Source organism: Saccharothrix sp. AJ9571, assembly GCF_021725495.1.
GTDB lineage: Bacteria > Actinomycetota > Actinomycetes > Mycobacteriales > Pseudonocardiaceae > Amycolatopsis > Amycolatopsis magusensis.
In genome coordinates this window covers 6,826,094-6,851,938 of the sequence record NZ_CP091382.1, presented here as the reverse complement: position 1 = coordinate 6,851,938, position 25,845 = coordinate 6,826,094, and the positions used below count along the sequence as shown (strand labels likewise).

The window sequence follows — 25,845 nt, the reverse complement described above, 5'->3', positions numbered from 1 at the left end:
AGATCTACTGTGGACATCTAGTTCCCGGGTTTGTCGTCGATGAGGGCGAAGAGTTCATCGTCCGATGCCTCCCTCAGCCTTTCCGCCACCGAACCCGTGCGGGGCTGAGCGTTCTTCCCCGACAGCCGGGACAGCACGTCGGTCAACCGGGTCGCCACCCGTTCCCGCGCCTGCTCGTCCTCGGCGACCGCCGCGAGGACCGTTTCCAGCCGGTCCAGTTCCTCGAGTGCGGTGACGAGACCCGATTCCCCGGTCGGGGCCGCCAGCTCCGCACGCAGGTAACGGGCCAGCACGGTCGGCTTCGGGTAGTCGAATACCAACGTCAGCGGTAACCGGAGGCCGGTAGCGGAGCTCAGCCGGCTGCGGAGCTGGACGCCGGTCAGCGAGTCCAGCCCGAGATCCCGGAACGCCCTGGTCTCATCGATCGCGTCCGCGACGTCGTAACGCAGAACCGCCGCCGTGTGCGTCGCCACCAGTTCAGCGAGTAGTTCTTCCTGTGCTTGTTCGGACAGGCCCGCCAGACTTTGCCGCAGATCGGTCCCCGTGGCCGCCTCACCACTCGGGGCGGTCCCAGGCGGGACACGGATGTGCCCCCGCAGCAAGGCGGGGAGCGCGCCCGACGCCGCCAGCGACGCCAGCTTCGGGGTGTCCAGGCTGATCGGGATCAGCAGCGCGTCGCCAGCGGCGAGCCCGGTGTCGAACAGCGCGAGTCCGTCCGCCCGGGACAGCGGCTCGACCCCGCCGGGTGCGGCCGGCGCGGATTCGCCGGCACCGCCGGACCGGTTCCACGGTCCCCAGGCCAGCGACACCGAGGGAAGTCCCACCGCCCGGCGGGACTGGGCCAGCGCATCGAGGAAGGCGGCCGCCGCCGCGTGGCTGCCCTGACCGTGCCCGCCGAGCACGCCGGCGACCGACGAGAAGAACACGAGACCGCCCAGTTCCCGGTCCTTGGTGAGTTCGTGCAAGTTCAGCGCCGTGTCGATCTTCGGCCGCAACACGGCGTCGACGCGTTCCGGGGTCAGTGAACCGATCACCCCGTCGTCGAGTACGCCGGCAGCGTGCACCACACCGGTCAGCGGGTGCTTCGCCGGAATCCGCGCCAGCACGTCCGCGAGCGCGCGGCGGTCGGTGGCGTCGCACGCGGCGATCGTGACGTCAGCACCGAGCGCGGTGAGTTCCGCCTCCAGTTCCGCGGCACCAGGGGCCTCGCTACCCCGCCGGCCGATCAGTACCAGGTGCCGCACCCCGTGCTCGACCACCAGGTGCCGCGCCACCACACCACCCGAGGCGCCCGTGCCGCCGGCGATGAGCACGGTGCCGCCCGGGGCGAAGGCGACGCCGCCGGTTCCGGACGACGCAGGTTCGAGCCGTGGTACCAGTGCGACACCCTCGCGCAGCGCGAGTTGCGGTTCGTCGACGGTCAGCGCGGCCGGCAGGGTGCGGAAGGAGCTCTCGCTGCCGTCCAGGTCGATCAAGGTGAACCGCCCCGGGTGCTCGGTCTGCGCCGAACGCACCAAACCCCAGGCCGCGGCCCCCGGCAGGTCCCCGATGGTCTCGCCCAATTCGGTGGCGACCGCACCCCTTGTCACCACGGCCAGGTGGGACTCCGCGAACCGCTCATCGGCCAGCCACGATCGGATCAACGCGAGAACGGACTTGGTGACCGCGTACGCCGAGCCGGCCTCGTCACCCGGACCGGATTCGGCGAACACCACGTCCGGCACGCCTGCCTCGGCGATCGAGGCCAGGTCGCCGTACCTTGCGGCCTTGACCCCTTCCAGCCCGAAAATGCCTTCGAGCAGGTCCGGTCCGTCGCCGAGTACCGCCCACCGGCACACATCGGGGGCGGCGGAATCGGTCCCTGCCCCGCTCCACGTCAGGCGGAACAGGGTGCCCGCACCGTCCGGGCGGGCGGCCCGGAGCGCCTCCGCGGAAACCGGCCGGGAGACCAAGGACCGCGCCGCGGCAACCGGGGCACCGCGGTCGTCGGTGATCTCGAGGGACAACTCGTCCGGCGTGCTGGCAGCGATCTTCACCCGGAGCGCGGAAGCTGCCGAAGCGCGCCAGCGGAAGCCGTTCCAGGCGAACAGAACCCTGGTCTGCGCGGGCGAATCAGCGCCCATGATCCCAGTGACGTGCAGGGCGGCGTCCAGCAGCGCCGGGTGCATCGCGAACGGGTCCGGGTCAACACCGGCGTCTTCGGGAACCCGGATCTCGGCGAACAGCTCTTGCCCTCGCCGCCAGCCCGCGGTCAGCCCCCGGAAGGCGGGACCGTAGTCGATCCCCACGGTGGACAGCTGTTCGTACACAGCTGGGATCTCGATCGGAGTGGCGTCCGCAGGCGGCCACTCGCCGAGGTCGACCGTCAGCTCCCCGGCAGCGGTGGTCAGCGTACCGGTGGCGTGCCGGGTCCAGATCGTGTCGGACTCGTCACGGTTCCCTGCTTCCGAATGCACGCTGAACGACCAACGGCCCGATTCCTCGGCGCCGACCACGACTTGGAACCGGACGCCGCCGTGCTCGGGCAGCACCAGCGGCGCTTCGAGGGTGAGTTCCTCCAGCAGCTCGCACCCGATGCGGTCACCGGCGCAGACCGCCAGCTCGACGAACACCGTCGCGGGCACCAGAACGGTGCCGAGCACCACGTGGTCGGACAGCCAGGGATGGGTTTCCAGGGACAGCCGGCCGGTGAACAGCATCCCGTCCGATTCCGGCAGCGGTACGGCCGCGCCCAGCAACGGGTGCTCCGTCGGGAGGAGACCGAGCGTGCTCACATCGCCGGCCCCCCAGGACGCCCGGGGCCAGTAACGGCGCCGTTGGAACGCATACGTCGGCAAGGCCACCCGGCGAGCGCCCGAATCCGCGAAGAAGTGGTGCCAATCCACGGCAACGCCCCGCGTATGCAGTGTGGCGACGGCTTCGGTCAGCGCCACGGCTTCGGTCAGCTCCTCGCGCAGCGCCGGAACCGGTGCCACGTCCTGATCGGTCAGGCATTCCGAGATCAGCGCGGTCAGCACCCCGCTCGGGCCCACTTCGAGGAACGTGGACGCACCTTCGGCAGCCAGGGCGCGAACACCGTCGCGGAACCGGACGGTTTCGTGCACCTGCCGCACCCAGTACTCGGCCGAGCACAGCTCGGCCACCGTCCCGATCTGACCAGACACAGTGGACACGACTGGGATGCTGGGCTCTTGGTAGGCAACGCCTTCCGCCGCTCGTCGAAAGTCCCGCAGGCCGTTCACCGCCGCGATGCTCGCCTCGGACTCCCTGCCTGCCAGCGAAGATCGCACCTCGTCCTCGGGGGCCTGCACCGCGACCATGGCCCCGCTGCTCGGAAGCTCCTGCATCAACCGGCTGCGCGCCGCCACCAACGCGGCTGCGTCGGACAGCGACAGCACCCCGGCCACGTGCGCTGCCGCCAGCTCGCCGATCGAATGTCCACCGACGAAATCAGGCTTCACGCCCCACGACTCAAGGAGGTGGAACAGGGCGACCTCGACGGCGAACAGACCGGTCTGCGCCCACACCGCCTGGTCCAGCAACTCGCCACCGGCGAACACGACCTCCCGCACCGACCGGTCAAGGTGCTTGTCGAGTTCCTCGCACACCGCGTCGAAGGCCCGTGCGTAAACCGGGTACTGCTCGAAGAGTTCCCGGCCCATACCCGGCCGCTGCGAACCCTGACCGGGGAACACGAAGGCCAGCTTGCCTTCCGCGACCACGTCCCGGATCGCTCCGGCCGGTGCCGCACCGCCGGCGAGCACGTCCAGCCCGCGGAGGAATCCGGTGCGGTCCCCGGCCACTACCGCTGCCCGGTGGTCGAGCCCGGTACGGCCGGTCGCCAGCGAGAACGCGACATCCAGCGCTTCGAGTCCGGTGTGGGACCGGACGTGCCCGGCAAGCCGCTCCGCTTGCGCCCGGAGTGCATCGCCGCTGGTCGCGGACAGCACCCACGGCAACACCGGAATCCGCGCGGTCGCCTCCCCGATCTCGTCCTCGGGTTCCGGGGCCTGTTCGAGGATCACGTGCGCGTTGGTGCCGCCGACGCCGAATGCGGACGCCGCGGCCCGGCGCGGTCGTTGCGTCTGCGGCCACGGGACCGGCTCGGTCAGCAGACGAACCGCGCCGGCGGACCAGTCCACGTGCGGCGATGGCGCATCGATGTGCAGGGTCTTCGGGAGCTCGCCGTGCCGCATCGCCAGTACCATCTTGATCACCCCGGCCATCCCGGCGGCGGCCTGGGTGTGCCCGATGTTGGACTTCACCGAGCCAAGCCACAATGGACGGTCGTCCGAATGGTCCTGGCCGTAGGTGGCGAGCAATGCCTGGGCTTCTATCGGATCGCCCAAGGTCGTACCCGTGCCGTGCGCCTCGACCGCGTCGACCTCACCGGCCGACAGCCCCGCGTCGGCGAGCGCCTGGCGGATCACCCGCTGCTGTGACGGACCGTTCGGCGCCGTCAACCCGTTGGACGCACCGTCCTGATTCACCGCGCTGCCCCGAACCACCGCGAGGATTTCGTGCCCGTTGCGCCGCGCGTCCGAGAGTCGCTCCAGTAGCACCAGACCGGCACCGTCGGAGAACCCGGTGCCGTCGGCGGCCGCGGCGAACGGCTTGCACCGCCCGTCCGCGGCGAGCCCGCGCTGCCGGGAGAACTCCACGAACGCGATGGGGGTGGAGGTCACGGTCACCCCACCGGCCAGTGCGAGCGAGCATTCGCCGGACCGCAGCGACCGCATGGCCAGGTGCAGCGCGACCATCGACGACGAGCACGCGGTGTTCAGGGTTACCGCAGGCCCTTCGAGTCCGTACACATACGACAACCGGCCCGAAGCGACCGCAGCGGCACGGCCGACGATCAGGTGGCCGTCGACCCCCTCGGAATCCCCGGCGAAGAAATCATCGTAGCCGGATTCACCGGCACCGACGAACACTCCGGTCGCGGTGCCGCGCATCGAGCGCGGATCGATCCCGGCGCGTTCGAACACCTCCCACGAGGTCTCCAGCAACAACCGCTGTTCCGGATCCATCGCGAGCGCCTCACGCGGCGAGATGCCGAAGAAACCGGCATCGAAGTCGGTCGCGGCGTCGATGAAGCCGCCCTGGCGCGCGTAGGACTTCCCGGACCGTTCCGGGTTCGGGTCGTAGAGGCGCTCGACGTCCCACCCGCGATCGTCGGGGAAGTCGGTGATCGCGTCCCTGCCGTCGCGGAGGACCTCCCAGAACTCGTCCGGTGACCCCACCGAACCGGGAAAGCGGCAGCCCATGCCGATGATGGCGATCGGCTCGCGATCGCGGTCCTCCAGCTCTCGCAGTTGTCTGCGGGTGTCGTGCAGATCGGCAGCCACCCGCTTGAGGTAATCACGGAGCTTTCCGTCATTCGCCATGCAACCCTGCCTTGTTCGGGCTCGTCCGGGACCGAGGATCAAGCGAGTTCGTTGTCGATGAAATCGAACACCTCCTCGTCCGAGGCGGATTCCAGTAACTCGGCCGCGGAAACCGTCTCCTGGTCGTCGTCCAACTTGCGCAGCAACACCTCGAGGCGTGTCCTGACCGCGCTGCGCCGGTCGCGGTGCCGGTCCATCGCGGCGATCGCGTTCTCCAGCCGGTCCAGCTCCGACTCGATCGCGGGTTCCCCGTGACCGACGAGCTCGGCGCGCAGGTGCCGGATGAGCGCCATCGGCGTCGGGTGGTCGAAAACGACGGTCACCGGGAGCGTGAGCCCGGTTGCCGAGTTCAGCCGGTTGCGCAGGTCGATCGAGGTCAACGAGTCGAAACCCTGGTCCTTGAAAGCCAGTTCGGCCGCGACCGAATCTTCCCCGCGATGCCGGAGAACGGTCGCCACGGTCGAGCGCACCAGGCCGAGCAACAGCTCCTCCTGCTCCTCGGGCGGCAGGCCGGCCAGCCGGCGCGCGAAGGCACCGCCGTCACCGGACACCTCGTCCTGGGTGGCCTGGATGGACCGGGTGGCCGCGAGGATTTGCCGCACCTCCCCCAGTTCCTTGAGCAACGGCCGCTGCCGCGCCACGGTGAAGGTGGGCACGAAGCGTTCCCAGTCCACCTCGGCGACCGCGAGGAACGTCTCGTCCTGCGCCACCGCCTGCCGCAGCGCCGTTATCGCCAGTTCGGGCCGCATCGGCAGGACACCGCGCTTGTTCAGGTACTCCACGGTCGAGCTTTCCGCCGCCATCCCGGATTCGCCCCACGCGCCCCACGCGACGGAGGTCGCGACCCGGCCACGGTCACGCCGCTGCTGAGCGAGTGCGTCCAGGAACGTGTTGGCCGCCGCGTAGGCACTTTGGCCGCCGCTGCCCCACACGCCCGCGTTCGAGGAGAAGAGCACGAACGCGTCGAGCTCCCGTTCGCCAAGCAGCTCGTCGAGGTTGATCGCGCCACCCACCTTGGCGGCCATGACCTCGGCGAAGTCGGCGAGCCCGGTTTCGAGCAGCGGAGTCACATCCACCACGCCGGCCGCGTGCACGACGGCGCGCACGTCCGCGAGGCCATCGAGGAGCGCCGCGAGCGCCGCACGATCGGCCACGTCGCACGCGGCGATCGTCACGGTGGCTCCGCACGCTTCCAGTTCGGCGCGCAGCTCGTTCGCTCCCGGCGCGTCCTCGCCACTTCGGCTGGTCAGCACCAGGTGCTCCGCACCGTCACGGGCCAGCCACCGCGCCACGTGCGAGCCGAGCGCTCCGGTGCCGCCGGTGATCAGCACGGTCCCCCTCGGCCGCCAACGCGCCGTCGTGCCGGATTCCTGGCAGGGCGCGCGCACCAGCCTGCGGGCGAACACGCCGGAGGGACGCACCGCGAGTTCGTCCTCGTCGAGCTCACCGGCGAGCAGGCCGACGAGCCGTGCCAGAGCGCGGTCCTCGAGCACGGCGGGCAGGTCGATCAGCCCGCCCCAGGTGTCCGGGTGCTCGAGCGCGACCACCCTGCCGAGCCCCAGGACCTGTGCCTGCACCGGGTTGGACAGTGGGTCGCCGGTGCCGGTGGACACCGCGCCGCGCGTGAGGCACCACAGCCGCGCCTTCACCCTGGCGTCGGTGAGCGCCTGCGCCGCGACCACCGTCGCCGCGAGGCCGACTTCCACCCGGTGCAGCGGGTGCTGCCCCTCGGCGAACGCCAGCAGGGACAGCACCCCGGCAGCCGGGTCGGCGTCGAGCACACCGCTGAGGCGTTCGGCGAGCACCCCACGGTCGACGGCCGCCGCGTCGATGACCATCGGCGTGGTCTTGGCGCCGTGTTCGGACAGCGCGGCGAGCGTCTTCACCACGGGTTCGCTGTCTTCGAGTCCTGCGGGTACCAGCACCAGCCACGCAGTGGCCAGGGCACCCGCGGTGGGCTCGGCGACCGGACGCCACACCACCCGGTATCGCCACCTGTCGACGATCGATAGTTCCTGGCCGCGGTCGCGCCAGGAGAGCAACGCGGGTAGCACGGCCTTCAACGAATCCTCGTCGTCGACGCCCAGGACGGCTCCGAGAGCCTCGTGGTCCTGCCGCTGGACCGCCTGCCAGAACCGATCGTCCGCCCAGGGGCGCGCGACCGGTCCGGTGCCGCCCTCGGTCTCCGGCCAGTAGCGTCGGCGTTGGAAGGGGTAGGTGGGCAGGTCCACCCGGTGCGCGCCGGTTCCGGCGAAGAAAGCGTTCCAGTCCACGCTCGCGCCGTGGGCGTGCGCCTCGGCCAGTGAGAGCAGGAACCGGTCGAATCCCCCTTCGTCGCGGCGCAGGGTTCCGACGGCCGCCGCGGCGGTACCGGTGTCCTCGATCGTCTCCTGCAACCCGAGCGTCAGCACCGGGTGCGGACTGACCTCGACGAACACCCGGTGACCGTCGGCCAGCAGCGTGCGCGTCACCTGTTCGAACTCCACGGTGTGCCGCACGTTGCGGTACCAGTACTCGGCGTCCAGGGTCGCGGTGTCGACCAGCTCACCGGCGAGCGTCGAATAGAACGGAACAGCACCGGACATCGGGGTGATCGGCGCCAGCGCCTCGAACACCTCGTCGCGTATCTGATCGACCTGGGCCGAATGCGCCGAGAAGTCCACCCCGGGAACCGTCCACCGCATCACCCCCGCCTTCCTCAGTACCCGTCCCAGTTCGCGCAGTGCATCCGGATCACCGGTGACCGCCACCGACTTCGGGCCGTTGACCGCCGCCACCGAAATACGCTCGCCGAACGGCTCGATCCGCTCACGCACCCACTCCGCCGACGCCACGATCGACAACATCTCACCGTGGCCCGCCAGGGCCAGCAGGGCTCGACTGCGCAACGCGGAAATCCGGGCCCCATCCTCCAGCGACAGCGCACCAGCCACACACGCCGCAGCGATCTCACCCTGCGAATGCCCCACCACCGCCGACGGCACTACGCCGTGCGCATGCCACACCTGGGCCAGTGACACCATCACCGCCCACAACACCGGCTGGACTACATCCACCCGCTCCAGAGACGGCGCACCCTCAACGCCACGCAGCACGTCCAGCAGGGACCAGTCCACAAACGACGACAACGCCGCGGCACATTCACCCAGCCGTTCCGCGAACACCGGACTGGACTCCAGCAGTCCGAGCGCCATCGCGGCCCACTGCGAACCCTGCCCCGGGAACACGAACACCACATCGCCGGACCCCTGAGCCGAGCCCTGCACCACGCCCTGAGGCAACTCACCCGCGGCAACCGCGTCCAAGCCACGGAGGAACCCGTCCCGATCACCGGCCACCACCGCCGCGCGATGCTCCAACGCCGTCCGGGTCGTCGCCAGCGAGAACGCCACATCCACCAACGACACGTCCTCATCGCCCCGCACCCGCGAATGCAACGCACGAGCTTGATCACGCAGTGCTTCCGCGTTCTTCGCGGACAGCACCCACGGCACGACATCCGGTTCGGCACTGGGCGAGTCCAGAGCGGGAGTCTCCTCCGGCTCCGGTGCTTGTTCCAGGATCACGTGCGCGTTGGTGCCACTGATCCCGAACGAGGACACCCCAGCCCGCCGCGGATGCGCCTCCGCCAGCCACGGCCTCTCCTCGTTCAGCAACTCCACCGCACCCGCCGACCAGTCCACATGCGACGACGGCTCGTCGATATGCAAACTCCGCGGCAACACCCCGTGCCGCAACGCCTGCACCATCTTCATCACCCCAGCCACACCAGCAGCCGCCTGCGTATGACCGATATTCGACTTGATCGATCCCAACCACAGTGGACGATCCTCGGGCCGATCCTGACCGTAGGTTGCCAGCAACGCTTGCGCCTCGATTGGATCACCCAGGGCCGTGCCCGTCCCGTGCGCCTCCACCACGTCGACCTGATCAGCCGGCACACCGGCGTTGGCCAAGGCTTGGCGGATCACCCGCTGCTGCGACGGCCCGTTCGGCGCCGTCAACCCATTCGACGCACCATCCTGATTCACCGCCGAACCCCGCACCACCGCGAGGACTTCGTGGCCGTTGCGCCGAGCATCCGACAGCCGCTCCACCAGCAACAGCCCCACGCCCTCGGAGAACCCAGCACCATCCGCCGACTCCGCGAAAGGCTTGCACCGCCCATCCGGCGCCAACCCGCCCCGCCGGGAAAACTCCGTGAAGATCTCGGGCGTCGACATCACCGTCACGCCACCGGCCAACGCCAGGGAACACTCCCCCGACCGCAATGACTGCGCCGCGAGGTGCAACGCCACCAACGACGACGAACACGCCGTATCCACCGTCACCGCAGGACCCTCGAAACCGAACACATAGGACAGCCGCCCGGAAAGCACACTCGCCGCGTTCCCGATACCCGCGTGCCCGGTGGACTCCGCCGCGCTCGCCGCCAGCAGGTTGAGGTAGTCCTGACCGCTGCTCCCGGCGAAGACTCCGACGTCATGCCAGTTTCCGGGGTCGATTCCAGCCCGCTCGAACACTTCCCACGCGGTCTCCAGCAACAACCGCTGCTGCGGGTCCATCGCCAGCGCCTCACGCGGCGAAATACCGAAGAAGCGCGCGTCGAAATCCGCCGCGTCGTACAGGAAACCGCCCTCGCGGGTGCGACTGGCACCCTCCCGCTCCTGGTCGAGCAGCGCAGCGAGATCCCAGCCGCGGTCGGCGGCGAACGCGGAAATCGTGTCGGCCCCCTCGCTGACGACCTTCCACAGGTCTTCCGGCGAACGCACGCCGCCGGGAAAGCGGCAGGCCATGCCGACGATCGCCAGCGGCTCTTCGGTCACCGTCCCCGCCGCGGCCGGGGCGTCGACCGGGGATCGGGCACCGAGCAGCTCGGCGCGCAGGTGCTGTGCCGCCGCCACCGGTGTCGGGTAGTCGAATGCCAGGGTGACCGGGAGACGCAAGCCGGTCGCCGCGGCCAGCCGGTTGCGGAATTCGACGGCGGTCACCGAGTCGAAGCCGAGGTCCTTGAGGGACCGGCGCGGCTCGACCTCCTCCGGCCCGGAATGACCGAGCACGACCGCCGCCTGGGTGCGGACGATGTCGAGCAGCACCCGGCTCTGCTCCGCTTCGGCCAGGCCGCCGAGTCGACGGGCGAGGGAGTCCTCGTCCGCTGTGGTCTCCGCCGTCCGCGCGGTGGCTCGCGTCAACTGCCGGGCCTCAGGCAGCTCGGCGAGCAGCGGGCTGGGACGGGTCGCGGTGAACGCGACGAAGAACCGCTCCCACTCGATGTCCGCGACGACGAGGGTCGTCTCGTCGTCGGCCAACGCCTGTCGCAGCGCGGCGAGGGCCAGGTCGGGAGCCATCTCGGGCACACCGTGCCTGCGGAACACCTCGCCGACCGCACCGGCGGCCATGCCACCGTCCGCCCACGGCCCCCAGGCGATCGACGTCGCGGCCAACCCGGCTGCCCGCCGACGCTCCGCCAGGGCGTCCAGGAACGCGTTGCCCGGTGCGTAGTTGCCGAGCCCCGGTGTGCCGATGACGGCCGAGGTCGAAGAGAACAGGACGAACATGTCCAGGTCGTGTTCCCGGGTGAGCTCGTGCAGGTTCACCGCGGAGACCGCCTTCGCCCGCAGCACCGCGTCCATGCGGGCCGGCGTCAGCGATGCCACCGCGCCGTCGTCCAGCACCCCCGCGGCGTGCACGATCCCGGTGACCGGGAACCGGGTGAGCAGTTCGGCCACCGCCTCCCGGTCGGCGACATCACAGGTCACGGTGCTGACCCGGACTCCGCGCGCAGTCAGCTCCGCTTCGAGGTCCGCCGCGCCCGGCGCCTCACGACCGCGGCGGCTGGTCAGCACCAGGTGCTCGGTGCCGTTGCCGGCCAACCAGCGCGCGACCCGGGCACCCAGCGCCCCCGTGCCGCCGGTCACCAGCACGGTGGCGGGCGCCGACCAGTCGCCGTTGCGGGCGGGCTCGGCACGCACCAGCCGGCGCCCGAACACTCCGGACGCGCGCACCGCCACCTGGTCCTCGGCACCGGCCAGCACCGCGGCCAGCCGGGTCAGCGCGTGCTCGTCCAGTTCCTCGGGCAGATCGACCAACCCACCCCATCGGCCGGGGTGCTCCAGCGCCGCGACCCGGCCCAGCCCCCACACCAGGGCCTGCGCGGGCCCGGCCGTGTTCGCCGAGTGCTCCACCGGCATCGCGCCTCTGGTCGCCACCCACATCGGTGCGTCCTCGTCGATCTCGATCCACGCGCGGAACAAACTCACGGTCGCGGCCAGTCCGCGAGGCACGGCGCCGAACTCCGCCAGCGGCTGCTCATCCAGCGCCAGCAACGACAGCACACCGGCCACCGCGCCGTCGGTCAGCGCTTCCCGCAACCGTCGGGTGACCGTCTCCGGATCGTCGAGGGCCGACACCGCGACCCTGCGGCCCGCCATCCCGGCCACCAGGTCGGACATCCATTCGTCGTCGGGGTGGTGGTCCGGAACGACCACCAGCCAGGTCCCCGACGGCGTCACGGGCACGGGGTGGGGCAACCGCTTCCACCGCACCCGATACCGCCAACCACCCGCGGCAGACTTCTGCTGCCGCCACGAGGACAACACCGGAAGCACCACATCCAGCGACGAACGCACCTCAGCACCGTCCACCGCCAACTCCGCAGCCACCGCATCGACATCCGCCCGCTCCACCGCCCGCCAGAACTCCCTCTCCACCCCATCAGCCGGAGTACCGGTCTCCAACCAGAACCGCTGCCGCTGGAACGGATAAGTAGGCAGGTCAACCCGGCGGGCACCGGTCCCGGCGAAGAACGTCTCCCAGTCCACTGCGGCGCCGTGGGCGTGGGCCTCACCCAACGAGGTCACGAACCGGTCCAACCCACCATCGTCACGACGCAACGTGCCCACGGCCGCCGCCGTGATCCCGGTGTCCTCGATGGTCTCCTCGATCCCCAACGTCAGCACCGGATGCGGACTGACCTCCACGAACACCCGATACCCATCAGCAAGCAACGCACGAGTGGCGGACTCCAACTCGACGGTCTGCCGCACATTGCGGAACCAGTACTCCGCATCCAGGCTCGCGGTGTCGATCGGCGCACCGATCACCGTCGAATACATCGGGATGGACGCCGACACCGGCGACACCGGAGCCAGGACCTCCAGCAGCTCCTCATGGATTCGCTCCACCTGCACCGAATGCGAGGCGTAGTCCACCGAGATCCGACGAGCCCGCACACCCTCCGTTTCGCATGCCGTGATCAACTCGTCCAACGCGACCGGATCACCCGACACCACCACCGAAGCCGGACCATTCACCGCCGCCACCGACACTCGCCCCGCGAACGGCTCGATCCGCTCCCGCACCCGCTCGACCGACTCCGCCACCGACACCATGCCGCCACGACCAGCCAAAACGGTCAGCGCACGACTACGCAGCGCGGAAATCCGGGCACCATCCTCCAGCGACAACCCACCAGCCACACAGGCGGCGGCGATCTCACCCTGCGAATGGCCCACCACCGCCGCAGGCACCACCCCATACGAGCGCCACACCTCGGCCAGCGACACCATCACCGCCCACAACACGGGTTGCACCACGTCGACCCGCTCCCAGGACGGCGCGCCCGCTACGCCGCGCACCACATCCAGCAGTGACCAATCCACGAACAACGACAACGCCGCCGCGCATTCGCCGAGTCGCTCCGCGAACACCGGACTCGACTCCAGCAACCCCGCCGCCATTCCCACCCACTGCGAACCCTGACCCGGGAACACGAACACCACATCCCCAGAACCGGCAGCCGCCGCTACCGGCCAGTCACCCGCAGCAACCGCGTCCACACCGCGCAACAACCCGTCTCGATCACCAGCCACCACCACCGCACGATGCTCCAACCCAGCACGACCAGTAGCCAACGAAAACGCCACATCCACCGGCGACACACCATCACCCCGCACCCGCGCAGCCAAACGCCCAGCCTGCTCACGCACCGCATCCGGCGTCCTGGCCGACAACACCCACGGCACCACACCCAGCGGACGACCCGGTGCCTGCTCAACCGGAAGCTCCGGCACCTGCTCCAAGACCACATGCGCATTGGTGCCACTGATCCCGAACGAAGACACCCCAGCCCGCCGGGGCCACTCCCCCTCCACCCACGGCCGCTGCTCAGCCAGCAACTCCACCGCACCCGCCGCCCAGTCCACATGCGACGACGGCGCGTCAATATGCAGGCTCTTCGGCAACACCCCATGCCGCATCGCCTGCACCATCTTGATCACACCCGCGACCCCGGCAGCAGCCTGCGTATGACCGATATTCGACTTGAGCGATCCCAACCACAAAGGACGATCCTCAGGCCGATCCTGACCGTAAGTGGCCAGCAACGCCTGCGCCTCAATCGGATCACCCAGAGTCGTGCCAGTCCCGTGCGCCTCCACAGCGTCGACCTGATCCGCCGACACCCCCGCATTGGCCAAGGCTTGGCGGATCACCCGCTGCTGCGACGGACCATTCGGCGCCGTCAACCCATTCGACGCCCCATCCTGGTTGACCGCACTACCCCGCACCACCGCCAGAACCTGGTGACCATTCCGCCGAGCATCCGACAACCGCTCCAACAACAGCAATCCGGCGCCTTCGCTCCAACCGGTGCCGTCCGCCGCCTCCGCGAACGGCTTGCACCGCCCGTCCGAAGCCAACCCACCCTGACGCGAAAACTCCGTGAAGATCTCGGGCGTCGACATCACCGTCACCCCGCCCGCCAACGCCAGCGAACACTCCCCCGACCGCAACGACTGCACCGCCAAGTGCAAAGCAACCAACGACGACGAACACGCCGTATCCACCGTCACCGCAGGACCCTCGAAACCGAACACATAGGACAGTCGCCCGGACAGCACGCTGGACGCGTGCCCGGTCAGCAGATAGCCGTCGACCTCGTCCTCGACCTGGTCGTGGTTGCCGTATCCGGAACCACCGGAACCGACGAACACGCCCGTCGCGCTGGTCCGCAAGGTCTGCGGGTCGATGCCCGCGTTCTCGAAGACCTCCCATGACGTTTCCAGGAGCAGGCGCTGCTGCGGGTCCATCGCCAGCGCTTCACGCGGTGCGATACCGAAGAACCGCGCATCGAAGTCCGCCGCGTCGAAGAGGAAACCACCCTCGCGGGCGTAGCTGGTGCCTCGGCGTTCCGGATCCTGGTCGAACAACCGGCCGAGGTCCCAGCCACGGCCGTCGGGGAAACCCGTGACCGCGTCCGTCCCCGAGGCGACCAGCTCCCACAGCAGGTCCGGCGAGGTGACGCCGCCCGGGTAGCGACAGCCCATCGCCACGATCGCGATCGGTTCTCCCGAAGCCGTGCCCACCGGCGTGACCGCGGCGGCTTCCGGTTCCGAGCCGACCAGCTCGGTACGCAGGAACTCGGCGAGCACCAGTGGTGTCGGGTGGTCGAACACGACGGTGGTGGGAAGGCGGACCCCAGTCACCACGTTCAGCCGGTTGCGCAGTTCCACCGCGGTCAGCGAATCGGAACCCAGTTCGCGGAACGTCTTGGTCACCTCGACGGACTCGGCCGAGGGGTGGCCGAGAACGCGCGCCGTCTCCTCGCGCACGAGACCCAATAGCACGCGGTTCTGTTCGTCCGGCGCGTGTCCGGTCAGGCGTTGCCGCAGCGAGGCAGCCTCCGCGGTGGAGCGACTGGCCGCGGCGGCCCGCCGTGCCGGCGACCGCACCAGTCCGCGGAAGATCGGGGGAACCGCCGGCTGGCCACCGATCGTGGCCATGTCGACGGACATGGCCACGACCACACCACGATCGCCGGCGAGCGCGGCATCGAACAGCGCGAGACCATCCGAATCGGACAGTGGCCGGATTCCGGCCCGCGCCAGTCGGGCCACATCAGCCTCACCCAGTTCTCCGGCCATTCCGCCCGAACGCGCCCACGCACCCCACGCCACCGACACCGCGGGGAGGCCGATGTGGCGCCGGTGCCGCGCCAGCGTGTCGAGGAAGGTGTTCGCGGCGGCATAGTTGCCCTGACCGGCGGCACCCAGCACGCCCGAGCTCGAGGAGAACAGGACGAAGGCGGCCAAGTCCTGGTCTCGGGTGAGCTCGTGCAAGTTCGCTGCCGCGTCCACCTTCGGACGGAACACCGCGTCGATCCGCTCCGGCGTCAACGACTCGATGACCCCGTCATCGAGCACACCCGCCGCATGCACCACCCCGGTCAACGGGTGCTCGGCCGGAATACTCCGCAGCAGGCTCGCCAACTCGGCACCGTCGGCCACGTCGCAGGCGGCGATGGTCACCTCGGCGCCGAGGGCGGTCAACTCGGCGTCCAGCTCTGGGGCGCCGGGGGCTTCCGGACCGCGACGGCTGGTCAGCACCAGACGCCGCACCCCGTGCTCGACCACCACGTGCCTGGCCACCAGAGCACCCAGCGCACCGGTTCCGCCGGTGATCAACACCGTGCCCCGGGGGTCGAGTTCCCTCGGCAGGGTGAGCACCACCTTGCCCACATGCCGCGCCCGGCTCACGAACCGGAACGCCTCATCAGCGCGCCGCACGTCCCATGTCGTCACCGGGAGCGGTCGCAACGCCCCGGCGTCGAACAACCCGACCAGCTCGGCCAGCATCCGCTGGATCCGCTCCGGTCCCGCCTCCAGCAGATCGAACGCCTGATAGGCCACGCCGGGGTGCTCGGCCGCGACCTGCTCGCCGACCCGGACATCGGTCTTGCCCATCTCCACGAACCGGCCGCCCCGCGGCAGCAGGCGCAACCCCGCGTCCACGAACTCCCCCGCCAGCGAGTCCAGCACCACGTCCACACCGCGGCCGCCGGTGACCGAGAGGAACTTCTCCTCGAATTCGAGGGTGCGCGAGGAGGCGAGGTGCTCGTCGTCGAAATCGTGTGCCCGCAGCACGCCCCACTTACCGGAGCTGGCGGTACCGAAGACCTCGGCGCCCCAGTGCCGCGCCAACTGCACGGCGGCCATTCCCACCCCACCGGCGGCGGCCTGCACCAACACCGACTCACCCGGCCGCACGTCAGCCAGATCCCGCAAGGCGTAGAACGCCGTCAAGAACACCAGCGGCACCCCGGCCGCCTCCGCGAACGACCACCCGGACGGCACGCGCGTGATCAGCCGCTCGTCAGCGACCGCGACCGGGCCGAAGGCACCGGAAAGCAGGCCCATCACCCGGTCCCCCACGGAGAACCCGGACGCCCCGGGACCGACCTCGGTCACCACGCCCGCACCCTCGAGTCCCGGCAGACCCGCGTCACCGGGATACATGCCCAAAGCGTTGAGCACATCCCGGAAGTTCACCCCGGCCGCACGTACCGCGATCCGCACCTGGCCCGCTCCCAGCGGAGCCAACGCCTCCGGGTACTCCACCAACCGCAGGCTCTCCAGCGTGCGCTGATCCGACACCGCCAACCGCCACGCGTCCGCGCCGGCGGGTGGCACCAGGCCGTCCCCGCCCGGCACCCGCGCCAGCCGCGGCAGCCGCACCACACCGTCGCGCACCGCGATCTGCGGCTCGTCGAGGCCCAACGCGGCGGGCATCCGGTCGAGCGAGGCCGCGCTGTCATCAAGGTCCAGCAACACGAACCGGCCGGGGTTCTCCGACTGCGCCGACCGCACCAAACCCCATACCCCGCCTGCCGCCACGTCCCGCACATCCTCTTGCGGCTCGACCGCCACCGCGCCCCGCGTCACCACCACCAACCGCGAGCCGGCGAACCGGTCCGCCGCCAACCACGCCCGCACCACACCCAAGACCTCGTTGGCCACCGCGTGCGCGGCCTCGACAGCGGGTTCATCCCGCGGAACACACTCGACGAGCACCGTCTCCGGGGTCGCACCGCTGTCCACCAGCGCCGCCAGGTCCCGGTACCGGTCGGCCTCGACGCCTAGCTCCCCCAGCACCGCCCAGTCGGACAGGCCGGCCGCCGAGGGCGCACTCGCTTCGACCCATTCCACCCCGAAGAACGAACTGCCGACCCGGACCGTCTTGTCCAGCTGGTCTCCGGAGACCGGCCGCAACACCAGCGAATCCACCGCGGCGACCGGCGCGCCGGTGTCATCGGCGAGGTGGAGGGACGCCTCGTCCGAGCCGGTGGGAGAAAACTTCACGCGCAGTGCCGAAGCTCCCGTGGCGAAAACGGTGACGCCGGTCCAGGTGAACGGCAACCGTGTCCGGTCTGCCTGGTCGGCGGTGAAGCCGACCGCGTGCAGCGCGGCGTCCAGCAAAGCCGGGTGCAGCCCGAAATCCGCGGCTTCGGTCGCGTCGGGCAGGGCGACCTCCGCGAACACCGTGTCGCCCTTCTTCCATGCCGCGGTCACCCCCTGGAAGGCCGGACCGTAGGCCAATCCCCCGGCCGCCAGCCGGGGATAGAGGTCCTCGACCGGCAGTGCGGAAGCGCCTTGCGGTGGCCACTGGGCCAGATCGAACTCCGGTGCCCGCCCACCGGCCGAGACCACACCGGTGGCGTGCCGGGTCCATGGCCGGTCCACGGTGTCCAGTGCCGCCGGGTCGTCCGGCCGGGCGTAGATGTCCAGCGGCCGGGCTCCGGCCTCATCGGGCTCGCCGACCTTGACCTGGACCTGGACCCCACCCCGCTCGGGCAGCACCAAGGGGACCCGCAAGGTCAGCTCGTCCAGCACCTCGCAACCGAGCTCGATGCCGGCACGCGCCGCCAGCTCCACGAAACCGGTGCCGGGAAACAACACCGACCCCAGCACCACGTGATCGGCCAACCACCGCTGGGTTTCCACCGACAACCTGCCGGTCAGCACCACGCCATCCGAATCCGGCGACGGCACGGCCGCCCCCAGCAACGGGTGCTCGGCCGATACCAGGCCCACGCTGCGGGCGTCGCCCTTCGCCCCCGGCATCAGCCAGTACCGCTGCCGTTGGAACGGATACGTCGGCAGGTCCACCCGGCACGCACCAGTACCCGCGAAGAACGCGGTCCAGTCCACTGCCGTCCCGTGGGCGAACAACCGGCCGAGGGCGTCGACCAACGCCCGCGATTCACCGCGGTCGTTGCGCAACACGGGGACCAGTACCGCGTCGGTGGTGATCGAGTCGCCGATCATCGCGGTCAGCACACTGCCGGGCCCGATCTCCACGAACCGGGTCACGCCCTGCGCCTCCAGCGCACGGACACCGGCGCAGAACTGGACCGCTTCCCGCACATGCCGCACCCAGTACTCGGCCGAGAACTCCGCGATCACTTCACCGGACACGTTGGACAGCACCGGCATCCGGGGTTTACCGTGCTCGACACTCTCCGCCACCCGCCGGAAGTCCTCGAGCATGTCGTCCATCCGGTGCGAATGAAACGCATGGCTGACCCGCAGCCGCTTGACCCGCCTCCCCCTGGCTTCCCAATGCCCCGCGACTTCCAGCACCCGGTCCTCGTCACCGGACACCACCACCGAGCCGGGCGCGTTGACCGCCGCGAGGTTCGCCCGCCCACCGGACAGCAACGGCGCGACTTCGGCCGCGCCTGCCTGGATCGCCACCATCGCTCCGCCCGAAGGCAATGCCTGCATCAACCGGCCCCGTGCTGCCACCAACCGAGCCGCATCGCCCAGCGACAGCACACCGGCCACATGCGCCGCGGTGAGTTCCCCGATCGAATGACCGCCGACGAATTCCGGCGTCACACCCCACGACTCCAGCAACCGGAACAGCGCGACCTCGACCGCGAACAACCCGGCCTGGGTCCACACCGTCTGATTCAGCAGATCCGCATCCGCCGATCCGACGGCGGCGAACACCATGTCCCGTACCGGACGGTCCAGATGCTTGTCGAGTTCCCCGCACACCTCGTCGAAAGCCTGCGCGAACTCGGGAAACCGGTCGTACAGCTCCCGGCCCATGCCCGGACGCTGCGAACCCTGACCGGCGAACAAGAACGCCGTCTTCCCCCCGTCCTGGGCCTCCTCACCGAAGCCGCCGTCCGCCGCCACCGCGCCCAAGCCCGACAACAACTCCGCGCTGTCCGCACCCACGACGACGGCCCGATGCTCCAACCCGGCGCGACCGGTGGCCAGCGAGTACGCCACGTCCACCGGTGAAAGTTCAGGCTCGGCGTCCACAAGGGACATCAATTCGCCGGCCTGTGCCCGCAACGCGTCCGGTGTCCTGGCCGACAGCACCCACGGAATCACCTCCAGCGAACGACGCGGCACCTCTTCCTCGTCAGCCGCCTCCGGCTCCAGCGCTTGTTCCAGGATGACGTGCGCGTTGGTGCCACTGATGCCGAACGAGGACACCCCAGCCCGGAGCGGACGTGACACCTGCGGCCACGGCCTCTCCTCGGTCAGCAACTCCACCGCGCCCGCCGACCAGTCCACATGCGACGACGGCGCATCGATGTGCAAACTTCGCGGCAACACCCCGTGCCGCATCGCCTGCACCATCTTCATCACCCCAGCCACACCAGCAGCCGCCTGCGTATGACCGATATTCGACTTCACCGAACCCAACCACAAAGGACGATCCGCAGGCCGATCCTGACCATAGGTCGCCAACAACGCCTGCGCCTCGATCGGATCACCGAGAGTCGTGCCAGTCCCGTGCGCCTCCACGGCATCGACCTGATCGGCCGACACCCCCGCATTGGCCAAGGCTTGGCGGATCACCCGCTGCTGCGACGGACCATTCGGCGCCGTCAACCCATTCGACGCCCCATCCTGGTTGACCGCACTACCCCGCACCACCGCCAACACCTGGTGGCCATTGCGCCGGGCATCCGACAACCGCTCCAACAACAACAGCCCAACACCCTCAGAAAAGCTGGCACCATCCGCCGACTCCGCGAACGACTTACACCGACCATCCGACGCCAACCCACCCTGACGCGAGAAGTCTTCGTAAACCCCCGGGTTGGACAGCACGGTCACCCCGCCCGCCAACGCCAGCGAACACTCCCCCGACCGCAACGACTGCACCGCCAAGTGCAACGCCACCAACGACGACGAACACGCCGTATCCACCGTCACCGCAGGACCCTCGAAACCGAACACATACGACACCCGGCCCGACGCGACACTCCCGGCGTTCCCGTTCCCGAGATACGCCTCGACGCCCTCCGGCACCACACCGGCATTCGCGCCGTAGTCGTGGTACATCACGCCCGCGAAGACGCCGGTCGCACTGCCACGCAACGAATGCGGATCGATCCCGGCGCGCTCGAACACCTCCCACGCGGTCTCCAGCAACAACCGCTGCTGCGGATCCATCGCCAACGCCTCACGCGGCGAAATCCCGAAAAATCCCGGATCAAACTCCGCGGCGTCGTACAAGAACCCACCCACACGGGTGTAGCCATTGTCGGAATCCGCCGCCTCCCACCCTCGATCGGCGGGAAAAGCAGAAACCGCGTCACGACCGTCCTTGAGCAAATCCCAGAACGCTTCCGGCGACACCGCCGTCCCGGGGAAGCGACAGGCCATTCCCACGATGGCGACCGGTTCGTCCAGCACAGCGCCCGCCGGGACCGGTGTGGTCGGCCGGGTGTCGGTGCCGAACAGTGCGGCGCGCAGGAACGCGGCGACCGCCGAGGGGGTCGGGTGGTCGAACTGCAGTGTGGTGGGCAGTCGCAGGCCGGTGGTGGCGGCCAGCTGGTTGCGCAGTTCGACAGCGTTGAGCGAGTCGAAGCCGATCTCGCGGAAAGTCAGGTTCGGCCTGATCGCCAGGTCGGTCCGGTGCCCGAGGATCGCGGCGGACCGGGACCGGACGAGTTCCAGCAGTGCGTGGTCCTGCTCCACCGGGGACATCGTCGAGAGCCGGCCGACGAACTCGGTGCCGGTCGGGGCGGGCTCCGGGGTGTCCTGGGCGAGGTGGTGCAGGACGCGGGCGGCTTGCGGTATGCGGTTGAACAGGGTGCTGGGGCGGGTCGAGACGAAGGCGGGAACCAGCCGTGTCCAGTCGACGTCGGCGATGGCGACGGTGGTGTCGCGATGACCGATCGCCTGGGCCAGCCCGGCGAACGCGGTGTCGGGGTCCATGAACCGCAGCCCGCGGCGGCGCACCAGATCGGCGGCGGCCACCCGGGTCTTCTCGCGCGGGCTCGGCGAGTCCCACATGCCCCAGGCCACCGAGATCGCGGTGCGTCCACGGTCGCGGCGGTGCCGCGCCAGCGCGTCGAGATAGCTGTTCGCCGCCGCGTAGGCGCCGTGTTCCGCGCTGCCCCACACCCCGGCGATCGAGGAGAACAGCACGAACGCGTCCAGATCGTGGTCACGCAGGAGGGCGTCCAGGTTGGCGGCTCCGCGGGCCTTGGCCGAGACGACCTCCGCGAACTCCGCGAGACTGGTCTCGGCCAGCGGGGCCGGCCGCATCACCGCCGCGGCGTGCACCACGGCCCGCAGGGTGTCGCCGCCGGCGGCCAGTCCGGACAGCAGCGCCTCCAGCGCGGCGCGGTCGTTCACATCGCACGCGACGACCGTGACCCGGGTACCCAGCTCGGTCAGCTCCGCACGTAGCGCGGGCACGCCGTCCGCGGCCTCGCCGCGGCGGCTCGCCAGCATCACGTGTTCGGCTCCGTGACCGGCCAGCCACCGTGCCACCAGCGGACCGAGCTCACCCGACGCGCCGGTGACCAGCACCGTGCCCCGCGGAGTCCACCCCGACTGCCGATCTTCGCGGAGCGGGGCGGGTTCGAGGCGACGGCCGAACAGCGCGGACGGGCGTAGCGCGAGCTCGGCCTCGCCCTCGATACCGCCGAGCGCGTCGCCCAGCCGGGTCCGGGTCCGGTCGTCGAGGGTTTCCGGCAGATCGATCAGCCCGCCCCAGCGGGCGGGATGTTCCAGAGCGGCAACCGTGCCGAGTCCCCACAGCATGGCCTGTGCGGGACTGGTCACCGGGTCGGACTCCGCCACCGAGACCGCGCCACCGGTCGCCACCCAGATCCGTGCCGGTGCCTCGAGCAGCACCTCCGCCTGTATCAGCGCGATCGTGCCGGCCAAGCCCACGCTGAGGGCCGGATGGTCGTGGTGCGCCCGCTCGTCCAACGCCCACAGGGACAGCACCCCGGCGACCGGTTCCGGCACCTGCTCGAGCAGCACGGCCAGCGCCTCGCGGCTGGTGTCGGCCTCGGTGACCTCGACGACCCGGGGGCGCGCGCCGCGTTCGGTCAGCGCTCGCATGCATCCGGCCACCCGGGGATCGCCGGCCTGCCCTCGCGGTACGAGCACGAGCCACATCCCGGTCGGGCGGGCGACGGGCCGGGCGGTGACCTCCCGCCAGCCGACCCGGTACCGCCAGGAATCCAGCGCGGACAGCTCCTGGTTCCGGTGCCGCCACGACGACAACGCCGGCAACGCCTCGCTCAGCGGCACAGTGGCGTCCACACCCAGGACCGAGGCCAGCTCGCCGCGATCCACCGCGTCCCAGAACTCGGCCTCGAACGGCTGCTGGCCCGGCCCCGCCTTCGGTGCCACCGGCGCCGGCCAGTACCGGCCGCGTTGGAACGCATACGTGGGCAGCTCGACGCGCCGGGCTTCCGGCAGGACGGCGGTCCAGTCGATCCGGACGCCGCTGACGTGAGCGGCGGCGACCGAGGACAGCAAACGCTGGTTGTCTCCTTCACCCAGGCGAAGGGTGTGCACCGCCGCGACCGGCTTGCCGTGGTCGTCGGCGATCTCCTCGACCGGAACCGTCAGCATGGGGTGCGGGCTGGGTTCGACGAACACCTCGAATCCCTGGTCCAGCAGGGTACGCACGGCCTGGTCGAACCGTACGGTCTGGCGCAGGTTCCGATACCAGTACTCGGCGTCCAGTTCACGGGTGTCCAGGACTCCGCCGGTCACGGTCGAACAGAACAGCGTCTGCGAGCTCTGTGGACGCAACCCCTCGACCGCGGCGCGCAGTTCATCGCGAACCGACTCGATCTGGGGCGAATGCGAGGCGAAATCGGACTGGATCCGGGCCGCAGGCACACCGGCCCCGGCCAACCGCTGCGCCAGCTCGCCGATCGCATCCGGGTCGCCCGCGACGGTCACCGCGCGCGGGCCGTTCACCCCGGCGACAGCCAGCCGACCGTCCGCTTCCGCCAGCCACTGTTCGACCTCGGCCACCGGGCGGGACACCGAAAGCATCGCACCCCGACCGGACAGCCTCGCGGCGATGAGCTGGCTGCGCGAGGCCACCAACCGCGCCGCGTCCGCAAGGGACAAACCCCCGGCGACGTACGCCGCGGCGATCTCACCCTGCGAGTGGCCGACCACAGCCGAGGGCACCACGCCCCACGACCGCCACACCGCCGCCAGCGACACCATCATCGTGAACAGCGCGGGCTGCACCACATCCACCCGCCCCAACGAGGCCGCACCACGTCGCCCCCGCACCACGTCCACGAGCGACCAATCCAGGTAGGGCTCGAACGCTTCCGCGCACTCCGCCACCGATTCCGCGAACACCGGCGACGAGTCCCACAGGCTCGCGCCCATCCCACGCCACTGTCCACCGGCGCCCGAGAACACCATGGCGATCCGGCGACGTACGGCTGTCTCATCCTGTGCCACACCGCGCACCACACCCGCGTGCGCCCCACCCGTGGCCACCGCGTCCAGTCCGGCCAGCAGCTCCGCACCGCCGCCGATGACCACCGCCCGGTGCTCGAACATCGACCTCGCGGTGGCCAGCGAACGCGCCACGTCCACCGCGGCCAGTTCCGGTCGTTCGCGGACATGTTCGGCCAATGCCGTCGCCTGCGCACGCAACGCCACCTCGGATCGCCCGGAAATCATCCACGGCACCGGACCGGCTCCGACCGAGGGATCCACTGTGGACGTATCGAATGGCTGCGGCGGTTCGGCGAGCACGACGTGGCAGTTGGTGCCGCCCATCCCGAAAGCGCTCACACCTGCCAGCAGCGGCCGGTCCGCGCGCGGCCATTCGCCCAGTTCCCGCTGGACACGCAGGTTCATTTCCTGCAGCGGAATACGCGGATTGGGGGTTTCGTAGTTGAGGCTCGCCGGTATCTTGCGGTGTTTGATGGCGAGAACCGTCTTGAGCAGGCCCGCGATCCCCGCGGCGGCGGCGAGGTGACCGATGTTGGTCTTGACCGAGCCGACCAGCAGCGGGGCATCGGCCGCTCGGCCGATGCCGACCACCTCTCCGAGCGCGGCCGCCTCGACCGGATCCCCGACCCTGGTTCCGGTGCCGTGCAGCTCGACGTACTGCACGTCCGAAGGGGCCACGCCGGCTCTTCGGTACGCCATCCGCAGGTTTTCCGCCTGGGCAGCGGGATTCGGCACGGTCAGGTCGTCACCCGCACCGTCGTTGTTCATCGCGCTGCCGCGTATCACGCAGTAGATCCGGTCTCCGTCGGCGATCGCGCGGGACAGCGGTTTGAGCAAGACCGCACCGCCACCCTCACCCAGCACGATGCCATTCGCCCTCGCGTCGAAGGTGAAGCACCGGCCGTCCGGGGAAAGGGCACCGAGCTTCTCGAGCGCGACGCTGTACTCCGGGGTAGCTGCCAGGTTCACCCCGCCCGCGATGGCCAGCGTGACTTCCCCGCGACGCAGGCTCTCGCACGCCATGTGCACCGCGACCAGCGAAGAAGACTGCGCCGAGTCCACGGTGAGGCTGGGGCCGTGCAGGCCCAGCGTGTACGAGACGCGGTTGGAGATGATGCCGCGGTTGGTTCCGGTGGCGGTGTGCGCGGCGACGTCAGCCGAACCATTTCGAAAAAGGAGCTTCTCGTAGTCCCCGGAGCTAGCACCCGTGAAAACACCGGTCTGGCTCCCGCGGAGGGTGGCGGGGACGACGCCGGCGTCCTCGAGCGCCTCCCAGCTCAACTCGAGCATCAACCGTTGCTGCGGGTCCATCGCGACGGCTTCCCCCGGCGATATACCGAAGAAATCCGGATCGAAGCGATCGATCTCGTCCAGGAAACCGCCCTGGCCGGATCGGGGACTCCCCACCCCGGACGGATCTCCGGCGTCCCACCGGTTCACCGGAGGTTCTGCGATGCCGTCCAGACCCTGTTCCAGCAAACGCCAGAAGATCGCCGGACTGGGGGCCTTCGGCATGCGGCACGCAATGCCGACCACCGCGACCTCATCGTCCTGCGCGAATCGTCCTGCACGATCCAGATCAGCCACGACAGCACAACCTCTACAATCCGTGCCTGGTCGACACATCGCGGCGCCGCCGTGACCGGACAATACGACGCCCGCATGACAGCCTTGGCCGACTTTGTCAACAACGAGTCCGAACGCCGCGACGCGACGAGCACTTTCAGTCCAGCCCGGAAATCCACAAGAGAACCACCGTCCCCCGCGCCGGCACCAAGGGAAGCTTACGTGTCAGCATGTCACCCGTAAAGCACCATGACCGGGAAGGATTCACCGACGGCAGTTGAACGTTCTGGCGGGCTTGGATAAAATGTATCGTGCGCCCACTCGCCGCACCAAAAAGGAAAAGAACTGCT

At 69.9% G+C, this 25,845-nt stretch carries 1 protein-coding gene and 1 pseudogene; both read right to left on the bottom strand.

Annotated elements, in window-relative coordinates:
* Positions 1-17: 17 nt before the first annotated feature.
* Positions 18-5,348 (bottom strand): annotated as a pseudogene (locus L3Q67_RS31675) (type I polyketide synthase); the annotation flags it as partial.
* A gap of 77 nt (positions 5,349-5,425) precedes the next feature.
* Entirely contained in the window at positions 5,426-25,516 is a 20,091-nt protein-coding gene (locus L3Q67_RS31670) for a type I polyketide synthase (protein ID WP_499185097.1), read from the bottom strand.
* Positions 25,517-25,845 lie beyond the last annotated feature (329 nt).